Genomic DNA, 15,959 nt, shown 5'->3' with positions numbered 1-15,959 from the left:
CTTACACTCCTTTTATATTTTTGAATAACATTTGACAATGTAATTCTTTGGGCTTAACAACGTACTTATTTACTTTCTCTAAATTAGGGCCCTTCAATAAATTTTCAAAATCATTTAACAAAAGGTGTATATCTTTCTCACTTTCCGTTTTTTCTCCAAACAATTCCACCTTATGATCGATTGGGCCTTCGTTATAATGTTTAGAATAAAATTCGTCATAATCAAACTGATAGAAAATAACAGGTTTATTCATATAAGCAAAATCAAATGAAACTGTAGAATAATCTGTAATCAGTAAACAATGTCGCTTTAATAGACTTTGTACTGTTTCTTCACTTTGTTTAATAACTTTGATTCGCTCATGAGATACAGGCACTTCTGCACCAAATTTTTGAGTCTGGTAATGCGGAAAGAAAGTTAATGTCATGTCTTGTTCTTCTAATATCTGATGAAGTTCTTTACTTTGTAAAAATGACATATATGTCTGCCAGTACTTAGATTGCATTAGCTGGTCTTTCGTTTTAATCCAACTTCTCCAAGTTGGCATGAGTAAAATTTCATTCCCTTTACTCTCATCTTTCAAGGCATCCCAACGTGCAAGCCCCGTTACAATTACTTCCTCTTCCTCATATCCAAATTCTTTTACAATATGATCCTTTTCAAACTGTGAGGACACAACAAATAGAGAATAGCCCATTCGATTTTTATTTAACACATGATTTACTCGACTTACGCCTATGACACCATGTTGAATAAAAATCTTCTTGTTTTGTTGCCATTCTGGATAGTATTTTAAAATATGTTTATACTCATCTGTATACATATTTGCTGTTTCTGAATAGCTATTAATCGTCTTATCACAAATCAGCAAATAGAATGTATGTTTAAAACTCCCAAACTGGATGATACCCCCTAAATCTTCAATGTTTTTATAATCATTACTTTCTTTATTAATAATGTAAAAAACCGGAACTTCAGGGTGTTCCTTTCTAATATACGTAAATAAGTGATAAGAATTATCTTGCGCTGTATCTTCTCTTTCACCAATTAGCCATATCCTCTTTCTACGAAAATATGATCCAAATAATTTATATAATATAATTGCAAGTAATGTTTCATAATTTTTCCGTTTAAATAAGCCTACATCATAACGGATTGCTCGCTTAATTTCTCTATATTTATTTATCATCCTTTTCATATAGGTAGACTTAAGAATTTGAATTATAGCTTCACTATTTTTATATAGTACTTTAATATCTAATGAGTTTACGTTTTGATACTTTGTGTTATTGCGTAACTGCGCTAACAGAACCCGTAGCGGTTCTTCAACGACAGTATTCCCTATGCTGAGGCGTATTGATATTCTCCATTCTCCCTCTTCTAACAAATCTTTTACATTGACCTCTATTGTTTCAAACCCCGCATCATTATAGTCAATTTTATTGTTAGAAAGTAAGTATGTTATATCGGTACGTAAGAAGTTTTTTAGTTGGATTTTTTTAGTAGTTCCTTCTTTATAAAATATTAATTCTTTTTTTATTTTTTTAGTCGGTAAATTTTCAAAAAATGCATATCCACTAATTGTAAGAATTTCTTTACGAAGTTTTATTCCTTCAATTTTATGAACTATGGTCAAATTATTAACTTGCAATAATTCTTTATATCGAGGGAAAAATTGATAATAAAAATAATAATATTTTTCATTATCGTATACGTGTTCTTTTGAAATTAATTCATCCTGAATGATATTTAATAATTTTTCTAAACTTATACAATCCTTTTCCTTTATCATTTCAGTTATTAATTTATCGCGTACATTAAAATTCTCTACATGCTTCAAACTAACTAGGCTTGATAGAAAGTTATTTCCTAATTGAATGACTTCTAAAAGCTTTTCACTTGAAAAATCTTTTCCCTTTAAAACAATGGAATCCACAAAGAATTTCCATTGTCTTGCCTCTATAGTATGGATTAATGCAAGTCTTTCTTTCTCTTTATACATGGCTGTTAATTTCATCTGTAATATAACTAGCTGATTAAAGAATGTAATCGTTGTTTTTTTAGATAAGTTATTATCACCGTTATCTAATATCCTATAGTAAAGTAACGGTATATCGCGTACAATTACTCTTTCTGCAACTAACAAACATTTTTGTGTAAATAATAAGTCCTCCCCTACCCAAAGATCTGCATCAAAATGAATACCATTGAGGACACACATTTCTCTTTTAAATATCTTATTGCTTGTGGATGGGGTGAAATGTAATTCTAAGTTCGTTGCAATATTCCTAATTAACGGAAGTTCCTTATCAAATATTTTTTTCATGTATGAAAGTGGCCAATTTTTATATTCATTAAAACAAATAATATTGGCAATAACCATATCTGCATTATTTTTGCTTGCAATCTCATACATTTCCTCGTATCCGGCTAAATGTACATAATCATCTGCATCTAAAAATGTAACATATTCCCCATTTGCTTTTTGTAATCCTATATTGCGCGCAGTACTCACACCAGCATTCTGTTGCTTATAAACTTTCAAATTATTATGTTGCTTTTCATACTGCCTCAACACTGTCATACTACCATCTGTTGAACCATCATCAACAACAATAATTTCGATCCCCTTTAATGTCTGCTCAATAACAGATTGTAAACACTGAGCTAAATATTGTTTTTTGTTATAACTTGTAATTACTACACTTAGCTTCGCTTTCTTCAAGAAACTCTCATTCCCATCTTTTAGTTCATATGGTTACTTAGAAATTGAATACCTTTTCCCCTATTTTACTCCAAGTCCTTATATATTTTTATAAAGATTTCTTTTTCATTTTCCCAATTATAATTATTACGGGCAATGAAGCTATTTTCTCTCATTTTTTCTCTTTCTTCTGGATGTTCTAATATGTAGTTTACGCCTTCAGCAATGGAAGCAGGATTGTGAGAATCTATACAAACCCCAACATATTCATTTTCTACCACACGTTGTATCTCAGGAAAACTACAAGCAACAACAGGCACCCCGCTCATCATATATTCAAATAGTTTATTAGATGAAGCTGAATAATGATTAAAACAAACGTTATTTAAAACTTGAAAACCTAAATACGCATTTTTCGTATAGTGTAATAATTCATTTACAGGCACCTTCGGAATGAATTTCACTTTATTTTCCAAGCCTAACTCCAATACCATCTTTTGTAACTCAGGTTTAATACGTCCATCGCCAATAAATACAAGCGTGCCTTTTTTAAACATCGGAACTGCTTGTACTAGCTTTTCTAATCCTCTACCTATTTGAATTCCACCTTGGTATAACAAGATGGGTTCTTCTTTTGAAATCTCTAACACTTCATACAGATTAATTGAATTACTTTCTTCTGGTTGCGTTACAAAAGGATAGTTATGAATGACCTTAGGATAAAAGCCATATAAATCTTCTGCATATTTTGCACGAGTATGATTTTCCATAATCATCACATCTGTATATTTAAGAAAGAACCTCTCCATAATCCCATAAATTTTACTATTGTATCCTGTACGACTGGTCTGTACCTCATGTGAATCATAAACTAATTTCTTTTTTCTAAATATTTTCGCACAAAGCCACCCTTGTGGTAGTGTATTTAAATCATTAGAATGATAGAAATCATATTCTTTTTTCAAACCAACCTTGACCATTTGAGCCAATATGTAAGAGCGTACAATTAATGTCCGTAGCTTTCCCATGGAAAATACTGCACCAAATAATAATATCAAACATGTTATCATTGGAAATTTCCACAAACAAAGTACCCCAATTACTCCAAATAAAAACATTGTAACTACATTTTTTGTTATCAACTGCTTTACTCGTTTTGCAGTACCTAAACCTTTCTGTAAAAAAGATAGACGGTTATTTACACGTGTTACTGTGAATCCGTCTTCTCGCATCTCCCACTTAGGTAAATCCGATTGCTTCCAATTATGAATACATATCAAGTCCACTTCATAACCCTCTTCAGTTAAAGCCGTACATTCTCTTAATACACGAGCATCATTTGTGAAGTGGTTCCATACGAACATACATACTTTCTGCTGTTGCATCTTTTTCCTCCATTAAACTCGTTAATACTTTGATATTATTTTTCCATCTCAAATATTGGAAAGCGAACTTATGTCCATTATTCCCTATTTTTCTGCGTAATATCTCATTCTCAGCTAATCTTAAAATATGCTCTCCTAATTCTTTAACTGTTCGATCGTGTGAAATCAAACCACATTGAGCTTCATTAATAACCTTTTCTGCATATCCAGACACATCGCCAACAATAGGCTTTTTCATACACATATAGTCAATAATCTTTCCTGGCAAAACTGTTTGAAATACTTTTTCATCTACCAAACTAACATATGCAATATGTGCTTTTGCCACTTCCTGTAGAGTCTTATTACGACTTTTTGCTTTAATAATTTCTATATTAGAAAGTTTTTTTTCTTTAATAACTTCAGCTACTCGATAACTTTTAAATCCATAGCCAATTATTTTAAATTTAATATTTTCCTTTTCTTTTAGAAATTCTGCTACATCAATCAACTTTAGAACGTCTTGAGCTAATCCGATATTACCTGTATAAATTACTTCCACTGTTTCAGTAGCCGAGGAAGTTATACTCCGCTTATTTTCTACCATATGTAATTCTTCCTCTGTTAAAGAATTTGGCATAAATGATATTTTTTCGCGTTTAATATTTTTCAACTCGAGATACGGAATAAATCCTGCGCTATTTACAATGATCTGATCTGCTGCACGATATAACAGCTTTTCTAAAGCATATGCTATCGATAGAACAAATCGATTCGCAAAAACTCCAACACCCAATAATGATTCTGGCCATAAATCTCGGACATCTAACAATAGTTCAGCCTTCAGTTTTTTCTTAGCAAAAATCCCTGCTATACCGATAAAAATAGGCGGGGTTGAAACAAACACATAATCATATTTTTTATCCATACGTAATATAGCCATAATAAAGAGTGTTGTGATTTCTAAATACAAAAATAACCTTCTTAACATATTATTAGTGTACTTCTTCACCTTGGGTTTTACTCTTATAATGTCGTCACTATTTAACGATACTTCATCCCAAAATTCCTTTTTCTTATATAAATTTTCATTTGGATACCTTGGATCAGTAGTTAAAATTGTAACATCATATCCTTTTTCATTTAATTCCGAGTAAATATTCTTAATCCGATTCGCTGCACTCCCAATTTCCGGATAAAAATTCTGTGCTATCACTAACACTTTCTTCATTTTTCTATGTCCCTTCTTCCTCCCATATCAATTAATGCCCCATTCTATTTTCTCTAATCATTCTCTATTTATTTACTATTTTTTTACAAAATTCTCTTTAAATTTACAAAGTTCACTTTAAATTTACAAATACAAGGATATCACTAAATCTGACAAAATTGAACCTTTCTGCCTAATAATTTAGCTTTTTATAACCCGAAAAATATATTAGAATATATTAATTAATTCATAAAAAAGGTGTTTTCATCTGAATAATTACTATGAATTGACCAAATATAAATAAACCTTGAACAGTAAATAACACAACCAACTGTTCAAGGTTTACAGTATTTCAAATCATATTAATTCTATATCTATTTCAATGCACGACGTGGTAATTTATCGATATTCTCTAACATAATACCTGTACCAACAGCAACACATTGCATTGGGTTTTCAGCAATTAATACTGGCACCTTTAATTCTTCTGCTAGAAGCATGTCGATACCGTGTAATAACGCTCCTCCGCCTGTTAGAATCACACCACGGTCGATAATGTCCGCAGATAGTTCTGGTGGTGTGCGCTCTAGTACGCCTTTTGCAGCTTGTACAATGATAGCTGCATCTTCTTTTAGTGCTTCTGTAATTTCTTCAGAGCATACTGTAATTGTACGTGGTAAACCTGTTACCATGTCACGTCCGCGAATTTCAAGTTCTTCACTACGTGCACCTGGGAATACTGTACCAACTTTAATTTTAATGTCTTCCGAAGTACGTTCTCCGATTAATAGCTTATACTTACGTTTAATATAGTTTAAGATCTCCATATCAAACTTATCGCCAGCCATTTTGATAGAGGAAGAGGTAACAATATCACCCATAGAAAGTACGGCAATATCTGTTGTACCTCCACCAATATCAACAACCATGTTTCCGCTTGGTTGGAAGATTTCCATACCAGCACCAACTGCGGCTACTTTTGGTTCTTCTTCTAAAAATACTGTTTTCCCACCTGAACGTTCAGCAGCTTCACGAATCGCTTTTTGCTCTACAGATGTGATATTTGTTGGACAACAAATTAAAATGCGAGGTTTTGAAAAGAAGCTCTTTACGTCCAATTTGTTAATGAAATACTTTAACATCGCCTCTGTAATTTCGAAATCTGCGATTACACCATCTTTAAGTGGACGAATTGCTACGATATTACCAGGCGTACGTCCCACCATACTTCTTGCTTCTTCACCTACTGCCAATACTTTTCCACTATTACGATCAATTGCCACAACAGATGGCTCATTTAATACAATACCCTTACCTTTAACATGAATTAATACATTAGCCGTACCTAGGTCAATTCCGATATCTCGCGCAAACATTCCCGTCTTTTCCTCCTCGATATTCAAAATCAGGTTACACCCGAATTCTTTTACACCTAATTTCTGATTTTATCATAAATTTAACAGAAACGTAATATTCGCAAAAAGAATTCTTCTGAAAAATATTACCGAATTTGCAAGGAATGTTTGCTCTCTTATATTTATTGGCGTACAGGCTTTTCTGTATCTTCTTTACGATACTTCTGCTTTGTTGCTTCTCCCCCTCTTAAATGACGAATAGACTTATGATAATCAAGAATTTCTTTCACTTCATTTGCAAGCTCTGGATTAATTTCTGGCAAACGTTCTGTTAAATCTTTATGGACTGTACTCTTTGATACCCCAAACTCCTTTGCAATTACACGCACTGTCTTTCTTGTCTCCACGATATACTTGCCAATCTTGATAGTTCTCTCTTTGATGTAATCGTGCACACCACTCGCCTCCCTAAATTGGATGTGAGAAGTGTGAAATGAGACTCGCTGCATACGACTAAGAAGTAAATGTGAGTGCTGTTTGTAAGCGTTAAACATTCTTGGATTTATAATGAAATGATTCACGATTTCTCACCTCAAACACTCTCTTTGCTTTGGTTTATACCATTGTATTGCTCGCACTACTGATATATGCTATAAGTTGTTTATTTTTGCGGGTCATAATACAAAAAAATGATAAAAGTTAGGATATTTAAAAATACATCAATTGAACAAACTATTTGTCACATGAAATTCCAAGAATAGATATTTATTTTTGTATACTACTAACTGGATACTATAATGGAACGTGTATAGCACTAAAAAATAAACGATGAGCAAAGTTATAAGCTGGTTAAATAGATTTCCCAAGCAAAAAAGTCAAAAATACATTTTCAAATTTATTAATTGATTATTAGAAAATAAAAAGGCATGTAGTATTTGCTTATCTTACACAGCAAACACTACATGCCTTATATATTATTTTGCTTACTTTTGATTCTCATATTCTCCTGCTACTATGCGGGAGAATTCTTTAATATCTGTTTCTGGAGAAATAGCAAAACGACTAACTTTTAACATATTGCTTTCTTGATTAACATATCCACGAGAATTTGTAAAAGCCATATGGAATTTACACTCTTTCAATGCCTTAATAGCATTCTCATTATATTTTCCAAATGGATAAGAAAGGTAATTCGTTTTTAATATCTTTTGACTTTCTGAAACATCTTGTTTAATTTCCGCACCTTTCTTACTAAGTATTGCCGCTTTTCCTTCTTCTAGTTTATGCAAAGCATTCGTATGGCTACCAAATTCAAAAACATCCTGCATTTTATTAATTTCTGATTTACTTAACGATTGAACTGTTTTAGAATCAAATTTTTCTTCTTTATCACTTAATCTTGATGTGACAACAAAAGAAGCAGCATGCATCTTATATTTCTTTAAAATAGGATATGCATAAACATAGTTTGATTTTGATGCATCATCAAAAGTAATTAATATACTCTTTTTCGGGAGGTCTTTTTTCCCTTTCGTAAATTCTTCAAGATCTTTTAATGTAATAGTATGGTAGTTATTATCCGCCAAATACTTTATTTGCTTTTCAAACTGTTCAACCGATAAAGTAGTTCCTTTATTTTTAAAAGCCGGATTAGAATCCTTTTCTTTTTCTGTCAATAAGTGATGATATAACAGTACAGGTACCTTTTGTTCTTTATTACTTTGACTAAAAACAGCGAATCCAATGCCACCAATTAATACAATTGCTGCAGCGATTAAAATAAAATTTTTTTTAGAACCCTTGCTTTCTCTGGCTTTCATTAATTTTCCCCCTAAACCACAACAAAAAATACAGTATTTTAGATTCATACTGTATTCAAATATTGTTTTCTTATGTAAAAAAATCACAATTAGTATTATACGTCCTAGCTCTAAAAATTCCAATAGGTGTAATAAAGAAAAGACACTCCCTTTTGGAGTGTCACTCTTCTCTTTCATACTCTTCTTCTAACAACTGATGGTGGGGAACTTCTTTCTTACCGGCAATATAATAATATAAAGCGAATAAAACAAACAATAAAATGATAGCAATCGACAGAACAGATAAAAATGACACAGTATCCCCTCCCTTTTGTAATATATATTCGAGAATCTCGTCATTTTTCCTTGTTATTGCAACTTTTTTCTCGAAATTTATTATTTTTATATAAAAATGAAAAAATCAGCTCTCTAGTAAGAACTGATTTTTTCACTTTATTATTCTTGTGAAGAAGAATCGTTAGATGATTCTGTAGAACCATTCGTTGATTTTTCTTCATTTTGAGATTTATCATCTTGCTTGCTGTTCGTCCCTTTGTCACTAGTTGAACCGCTCGTTGATTTCTCTTCTTTTTGAGATTTATCTTCTGTTTTACTTTCTGGTTTCGTGCTTGTTGACTTTTCTTCTTTTTGAGATTTGTCGTCAGCCTTTTTACCAGAAGCATTTGTCGCCTTTGCAGCACCTGCATCAGCTTTAATTTCTGCTACTGATTTATTTAAATAACGCTCAGGGTTCACAGCCACATTGTCTTTACGTACTTCAAAGTGAACGTAAGAACCTGCATCTTTATTCATTGCACTTAGACCTGATTTTCCTAACACTTCACCTTGCGCAACTCTTGCACCTTTTTCTACCTTCACACTGCCTAAGCTTTGATAAGATGCTGCTACACCATTTCCACTATCTACTGTTACAACATAACCAAGAAGTGAATCTTTTTCAGCTTTCGTTACTGTACCACTTAAAGCAGCTGTCACATCAAATTCTTTTCCGTTCTTCGCAGCAATGTCGATTCCTTTATTAGGGGAATATGTGTTGTTATAAAAGACAAGTGCTTTTTCTTGTTCCGCCTCTGATGCTGCATCTTCATAGAATTTCTTCTGTACTACTACTTCTGCATTTGCTGCAGCTGGCATTTTCACTACTTCTGAAGACTTTGTTACTGGTACTGCTGGATTTTCCGTTTGTGTATACGGTGTTGCTTGATCTTGGTTCGGAGCTTTCTTCGGATTAGCTCCTTGGAACCATAGCGCAACCATTAAGATTACCGCTGCACAAGCAATATATAGAGCCGGAAACACCCATCTTCTTTGAAATAAATGTACTACTTTTCGCGACTTTTTATTATTTCTTCCTCGCATTCCATCATCACCTCAGCAATCATTTTGAACAATATTCAATCATCCTATACAACCTATAACTAATTACTTTTCGACAAAATCTGTAAAAATATGTATAGGGATTGCAAAATTTCCGAGGAAATGATAGAAAAAAGAAAAAACTGAGCGTTTGAGCTCAGTTTTTAGTCCATTTGTTTCTTTCTATAAATGAAGAGTGTAATAACAAGTACTGCAACTAACCAAATAGTTATGTTCAATAAATTGCTAGTAATTGCACTAAAGCCTCCACCTTTTATAACACTGCTAACTGCAAGACCGATATGACGAGTTGGCAAATAATCGACTATTTTTGTAACGACTTCATTCTTCACAAACATTCCAATTAAATCACCGAAAAGGAATGTCATTAATATTGGTAATCCAATTGTTGATGTTTGCGGTACATTTTGAGCTAATAATCCAATACAAGTACCAATGAGATTAAATATTAGCATTCCAAGAACAAAGATAAGTAATAATAATGCAAAATTACCTTCTAATTTACCTAAAATAAGTAGATTAATAAAACAGATTGCAACTGTAATCATACCTGTTAATGAACTTTTACCAATTAATACTTCAATAGATGATGCTGGTGATAGCATAAGAACACGAAGCGTATTTTTTTCCTTTTCTTCAGCGATAAGCATCGCCTGTACAAAGCCTCCGACCATAACTAACGCCATCGCAGTTAACGTACTTGCTCCAACTTCTCTCATATTATCTGAGCGACTAAATAATACCGAAAAGACAAGTGGCATTACCAACATAATTAAAGTTTGTGAATTCGTTTTAAAATCCTGTACCTCTTTTCGAAAAATTGCTGAAAATCGTCTCATTGAAAATGTCATTATAGTCCCCTCCCAGTAACTTCAATAAAGATATCGCCTAGCGTTGGTTCGTGTGAATGAATGGATAGTAATTCACCTTTTTTCATCCATTCTGAAATACGTTTTGCACCTAATTCGTCTTTTTGCACTACTTCTTTTTGCTTATCTTTTAATACGACTTGTATTTGATCTTTCGCGTATTGTAGGCGAAGGTTTTCTGGTGTATCAAGCGCTACAATTTCTCCGCCGCATAGAAAGGCGATGCGGTTACAAAGCGTTTCTGCTTCATCCATGTTGTGCGTTGTTAAGAAAATCGTTGTTCCTTCTTTATTTAAGTCTTTTAAGATTTTATGAATGTTTTGTACGTTTACTGGATCAAGTGCAGATGTTGGTTCATCTAAGAAGAGGATATCTGGTTTGTGAAGGATCGCTCTCGCTAGTGTGACACGTTGCTTCATTCCTTTTGACAATTTTTTTACTTGTGTTTTTTTATCATCTAATAAGTTCACTTGTGCTAGTACTTCATCGATTCGTTCTTTTTTACAATCGTATAAGTCACAAAATAATAGTAAGTTATCATAAATGCTAAGTCTTTCGTATAAGCCACTATTGTCTGTTAAAATACCGATTCGTTTGTAATCGATACTACTTGGCCCTGTAATGTCTTTCCCTAACACTCGTACTGTTCCAACGCTATGAAGCAATTGAGAAGTTAAAATCTTTACTGTTGTTGTTTTCCCAGATCCACTCGGTCCGAGGAATCCAAAGATTTCTCCTTGCTTCACCTCAATATTTACATTTCGAAGGGCCGTTTTTCCATCGAAACTTTTCATTACATCTTTCATTTCAATTGCCAATGTCATTTCGTCATCCCCTTTGTTTTTCTTTTTATAGATGAAAGTCGCTTTAGCGCTTTTCGTTTGTTTGTTTCGCTTTTCTTGACTCAATCATATGAAAAACAAAGGGGTTACGCAGTAAAATACCGGTAAAAGGAGTATTTTTACCGGTGAATGAATCCTATTTTGAGCTTATTGGAGCATTTTTATAGTCCAATTACACCTTTTAACTCATCCATTCGTCCCTTTGAAAGCGGAATTGAACTTTTTCTTTCGTCATCCAAAATTAAACTAAAACTATTACGTGTCCAAGTAATGACTTCTCGTACTCTTTGTAAATTGACGAGGTACGAGCGATGACATCTAAAGAATCCAAATCCTGTTAATCTCACTTCTAGTTCACTTAATGTTAATGCGCATACGAAATCCCCTTCGCGCACATGAATATGTGTCACTCCGTTTTGCGTTTCAATGAAATGAATCTCCATCGGATCCAGTAAAATGATTTTATCGTTCACTTTCGCTGGTATTCTTTCAAGTTTCATTTGCGGAATCATTTGAACGACTTTTTCTTCATCCACTTCTTCAACTTCTTCTTGCTCTATTTCTACCTTTTTCACACCATCGTTATTTAATATGTATACATCTTCTGTCAGCGAAAGGGCATCTGATAAAAAGGAGGACGTAATGAAGATTGCCTTTCCTTGTTCTTTCATTTTCATAATCGCTTTTCGAATAATAATCGTACTCTCTGTATCTACATTTTGCTCTGGCTCTTCTAAAATAACTAAATCCGGATTATGAATCATAACTCGCCCAAGATGAAGACGGCGTTTCTCTGAAAATGACAATTTTTCTATTTTAACGTTCAACTTATCTAGGAGACCGACATATTGCACAACTTCTTCTATACTCATATGTGACTCATAAAGCCCCAATAAAAACTTGAAGTACTCCTTCACCTTCAAACGGTCGTATGCTTCATCTCTCAAAAAACAAAAACCGATGCGTGAATATACTTTCTTTCCAATCGGCTCCTCTTCAAATAACACACTGCCCGAAGAAGCCTCTTCTTCTCCGATAATAATCCGGTGCAACACTTTAGCTGTATGATTATTACACTGCAAAACAACACACTGTCCTTTTTCAACCTTCAATTCAACTGCCGGTAACTGGTTCGTCTTCCCTAATTGTTTCAACTCCAATAACGCCATTCTGTCTCCCCCAAATGTTTTTTTATCCTATTATACCAAACAATTAATGGAAAATTATGATATTTAATACAATGTTTTTATACTGTATCAACAAAGAAGGCTATCCATCAGGATAGCCTTCTTCTCTATTTCTGCTCCACCATATAAGTCTTGAGCTGATCACGAAGTGCTCTTTTTAAGAATTTCCCTACAGATGTTTTCGGAATTTCATTTACGAACAGAATATCATCTGGCATCCACCATTTCGGGAATTCTGCTTCTAGTAATGCATACAGCTCTTCTCTTTCTACTGCTTGTCCTTCTTTTAATACGACACAAGCAACAGGACGTTCTTGCCATTTCTCATGCGGAACTGCCACGACAGATGCTTCTAATACGTTATCGTGTGACATTAAGGCATTTTCTAAATCTACTGAAGAAATCCACTCGCCGCCGCTTTTAATTAAGTCTTTCGTGCGATCAGCAATTTTAATAAATCCTTCCGAATCAACTGTAACGATATCTCCTGTATGGAGCCAACCATCTTTCATCGATTCCTCTGTACGCTCATCTTTATAATAGCTACCAGCGATCCATGGGCCTCTTAGGCAAAGTTCTCCCATTTCTTCCCCGTCCCACTTAATTTCACCGTCTTGTCCAATCACTTTCATTTCTAGCCCAGGGAATAAATATCCTTGGCGAGAGCGCAAGTTATAATATTCTTCTTTCGGTAAATCGCGTTGATATGATTTCGGACAATTAATTACAACAGCAGGACTCGTTTCTGTCATTCCATATATTTGTCTAAATGCAATTTCATATTTCTCTTCATACGTACGAATCATACTTTGCGGAGCCGCTGATCCACCTGACCATATCGTTTTTACGCTACTAATATCATATGGATGCTTCTCAAGTTCTTGTAATAAGCCAATCCAAATTGTCGGCACACCAGCCGTAATTGTTACTTTCTCACTTTCAATTAACTCCGCTAAAATTTCCGGTGTGAAATGCGGTCCTGGTAATACGAGTTTTGTCCCAAACCATGTACTCGCAAACGGTAATCCCCATGCATTAACATGGAACATTGGAACGACAGGCATACAAGTGTCTACTTCTGATATATTCCCGCCATCTGCAAGTCCAAGTGTATAGCTATGGAGCGCAATACTACGGTGTGTGTAAACTACACCTTTCGGTTTTCCTGTTGTAGCTGATGTGTAGCACATACCGGCTGGTTCTTTTTCATCTAAATCTTTTACAAACGGAAATGTCTCATCGCCCTCTTCAAGCAATTGGTCATAATGATATGCTGGTGATAGTGTTGTGTGAGGTAGTTTATGATCGTCTGTCATAATAATAAAGGCTTTTATATGCGGGATTTCGTGTTGAATACTCTCTAATATAGGTACCATATCTTCATCGACAAGAATGATTTTATCTTCTGCATGATTAATAATATATGAAATGTGATCAGCGGAAAGCCTTAAATTAATTGTATGTAACACCGCTCCGATTCCTGGAATCGCAAAGTATGCTTCCAAATGCCTATGATGGTTCCAAGCAATTGTCCCGACTTTATCCCCTTGTTCAATTCCCATTTTCGTTAATACACTAGCGAGCCTTCTCGTCCGCTTTGCAATTTCTCCGTATATTAATGTATGAATACGCGATGCAGTCCGTGAAACAACTTCCTTTTTCGAAAAATATTTCTCCGCTCGTTCCATCATGGACGGAATGAGAAGTGGTACATCCATCATCATTTTTCATTACCCCCTGTTATTATATTTTATATATTCACATAACTGTATTATAACACGCAGTATGCAGGGTAACTTCCATTTATTTCTACAAATAATTACAAAAAGGACATTCCGAAATTGAACTTCTGACTAAAGCTATTTTCTTCTTTGTTACGATTGCAATGATAATCAAATTTATGAGTTATATCCACTTAACTGCAAAATACGACAAAAATACCCTACCTACCAACAAAAGAAAACCGTCCCAACTACCATTTGGGACAGGCCTTTTTTCACCCTACTTCTTCACCATCAATTTTCCTTCATAATCATTCATCGTCTTTATTTCAACGCCTTTATAATAATGCGCGACGATATCTGTATATTTCTTACCTTCCGCTGCCATGCCATTTGCTCCGTATTGGCTCATACCAACGCCGTGGCCGAAGCCTTTCGTCGTAACAATGATTTTATCTCCATCTTGTTTCCACGTGAAGTCAGAAGAGCGTAAATCTAACTTTTCACGTACTTCTTTTCCTGTTAATGTTTTTCCTTGAAATGCTACATCTTTTACTCGTTTGCCTTCTGTAAGGTCTTTAATATCGCCGACTTTTCCGTCCGCTAGTACTTTCACACCGAGACGTTTTTGAAAGTCAGCTACTGTAAATGTTTGCTCGCTCGTAAATTTTGGAGATGCTTGATCCCACGGACTATCTACGCTTTTCAGGTACGGATAATCATTTCCCCAATAATCAGCTGCATTTTCTGTCCGGCCGTTACTCGTTGAGAAGAAAGAAGCTGAAATTGGTTTTCCATCATACGTTAAAACTTGTCCTGCGGTTTTCGAAACGGCTTCCTCGATTTTCTTTAAATTATTTTCGTAGTTATTACCCCATTGTTTCTTCAATTCTTCTTTGCTTTTGTACACTTGATCTTTCACCGTATCTGTCACGTCCGCATTGTTTTTCTTTCCTCCGCTTAGCATACGCTGGACTACAAATGTTCTCGCTGCTAATGCCTGCGCCTTTAGCGCCTCTATTTCAAAGCTGGCATTCATCTCAGAAGCTACTACACCGGTCACATACTCCTCCATAGGTAATGTGTCTACCTTCTTCTGCCGATCGCGATACACAGCAACCTGAACCGCTGTATCCACTTTCCCTGGAGCTGGTATACTTTCTATCGCTGGAGGAGTTTTAGAAGCTGCTTCTTCCCCTACTTTTGCTTTCGCAAACGGAATAACAAGAGCAGCAGGTACAATGATGACGAGCGCTATTAAAAGCGCTACTGTAATGAAAAGTGGCTTTGAAAATTTCATCCTATTCCCCCAATATAAAGTTGGCTTCTTTTCATTCTTATGGAACTATGGACTCTTTTAGAACATGCTTGGGGGTATCGATATAAAGTGAAATTTTAATGCGGTGAAGTTGTACTGACCACAAATAGCGAAATAAAACGAAAATTTTCTAAATATTTTTACTGAGACGTGCATAAGTATAGAATTTCTTGACTATAACAGTAATAGTAA

The 15,959-nt window shown here is 34.4% G+C and carries 13 protein-coding genes; all 13 read right to left on the bottom strand.

Annotated features, from left to right (window positions below):
* Position 1: 1 nt before the first annotated feature.
* The 13 genes from SJY24_RS04000 to spoIID all read right to left on the bottom strand — a co-directional run bounded on the left by SJY24_RS04000 (position 2) and on the right by spoIID (position 15,749).
* Positions 2 to 2,725: a bifunctional glycosyltransferase/CDP-glycerol:glycerophosphate glycerophosphotransferase gene (locus tag SJY24_RS04000; RefSeq protein WP_377863812.1), complete on the bottom strand. Its 2,724-nt coding sequence runs from the start codon at positions 2,723 to 2,725 to the stop codon at positions 2 to 4.
* A 65-nt stretch (positions 2,726 to 2,790) separates the two neighbouring features.
* A complete protein-coding gene (locus SJY24_RS03995; protein ID WP_377863811.1) occupies positions 2,791 to 4,089 on the bottom strand; it encodes a glycosyltransferase in 1,299 nt (432 codons plus the stop codon).
* Positions 4,040 to 5,299: a glycosyltransferase family 4 protein gene (locus SJY24_RS03990; RefSeq protein WP_377863810.1), complete on the bottom strand. Its 1,260-nt coding sequence runs from the start codon at positions 5,297 to 5,299 to the stop codon at positions 4,040 to 4,042. Before SJY24_RS03990 ends, SJY24_RS03995 begins: the two co-directional genes overlap by 50 nt.
* 353 nt (positions 5,300 to 5,652) lie before the next feature.
* Positions 5,653 to 6,654 carry a rod shape-determining protein gene (mreB, locus tag SJY24_RS03985; protein ID WP_000457977.1) on the bottom strand — a complete coding sequence of 334 codons (1,002 nt, stop codon included), beginning with the start codon at positions 6,652 to 6,654 and terminating at the stop codon, positions 5,653 to 5,655.
* Positions 6,655 to 6,815: 161 nt separating this feature from the next.
* A complete protein-coding gene (gene spoIIID, locus SJY24_RS03980; protein ID WP_000544011.1) occupies positions 6,816 to 7,088 on the bottom strand; it encodes a sporulation transcriptional regulator SpoIIID in 273 nt (90 codons plus the stop codon).
* Between the two features lie 528 nt (positions 7,089 to 7,616).
* Positions 7,617 to 8,453 (bottom strand): polysaccharide deacetylase family protein, encoded by an 837-nt coding sequence (locus SJY24_RS03975; RefSeq protein WP_377867210.1) that lies wholly within the window; start codon positions 8,451 to 8,453, stop codon positions 7,617 to 7,619.
* A gap of 160 nt (positions 8,454 to 8,613) precedes the next feature.
* A complete protein-coding gene (locus SJY24_RS03970) occupies positions 8,614 to 8,748 on the bottom strand; it encodes a hypothetical protein (protein ID WP_002016211.1) in 135 nt (44 codons plus the stop codon).
* Positions 8,749 to 8,888: 140 nt separating this feature from the next.
* The gene (gene spoIIQ, locus SJY24_RS03965; protein ID WP_377863809.1) at positions 8,889 to 9,812 is read right to left on the bottom strand and encodes a stage II sporulation protein SpoIIQ; all 924 of its coding nucleotides are present in this window, start codon (positions 9,810 to 9,812) and stop codon (positions 8,889 to 8,891) included.
* Between the two features lie 161 nt (positions 9,813 to 9,973).
* Complete coding sequence (locus SJY24_RS03960; protein WP_377863808.1) at positions 9,974 to 10,681, bottom strand: ABC transporter permease; 708 nt, start codon at positions 10,679 to 10,681, stop codon at positions 9,974 to 9,976.
* Positions 10,681 to 11,523, bottom strand: a complete 843-nt coding sequence (locus SJY24_RS03955; protein WP_000170829.1) for an ABC transporter ATP-binding protein — start codon at positions 11,521 to 11,523, stop codon at positions 10,681 to 10,683. The genes SJY24_RS03960 and SJY24_RS03955 overlap by 1 nt, the downstream gene beginning before the upstream one ends.
* A 179-nt stretch (positions 11,524 to 11,702) precedes the next feature.
* On the bottom strand, positions 11,703 to 12,710 hold the full coding sequence (locus tag SJY24_RS03950; protein ID WP_377863807.1) for a LytTR family transcriptional regulator DNA-binding domain-containing protein: 1,008 nt from the start codon (positions 12,708 to 12,710) through the stop codon (positions 11,703 to 11,705).
* A gap of 125 nt (positions 12,711 to 12,835) precedes the next feature.
* Positions 12,836 to 14,452 carry a long-chain fatty acid--CoA ligase gene (locus SJY24_RS03945; protein ID WP_377863806.1) on the bottom strand — a complete coding sequence of 539 codons (1,617 nt, stop codon included), beginning with the start codon at positions 14,450 to 14,452 and terminating at the stop codon, positions 12,836 to 12,838.
* A gap of 277 nt (positions 14,453 to 14,729) precedes the next feature.
* Entirely contained in the window at positions 14,730 to 15,749 is a 1,020-nt protein-coding gene (gene spoIID / locus SJY24_RS03940; protein WP_377863805.1) for a stage II sporulation protein D, read from the bottom strand.
* Positions 15,750 to 15,959: the final 210 nt, after the last annotated feature.

The organism is Bacillus sp. R86525, from assembly GCF_042466195.1.
Classification (GTDB): Bacteria; Bacillota; Bacilli; order Bacillales; family Bacillaceae_G; genus Bacillus_A; species Bacillus_A nitratireducens.
Note: the sequence above shows the minus strand (reverse complement) of the source record. Positions and strands in the feature narration are given on the sequence as shown.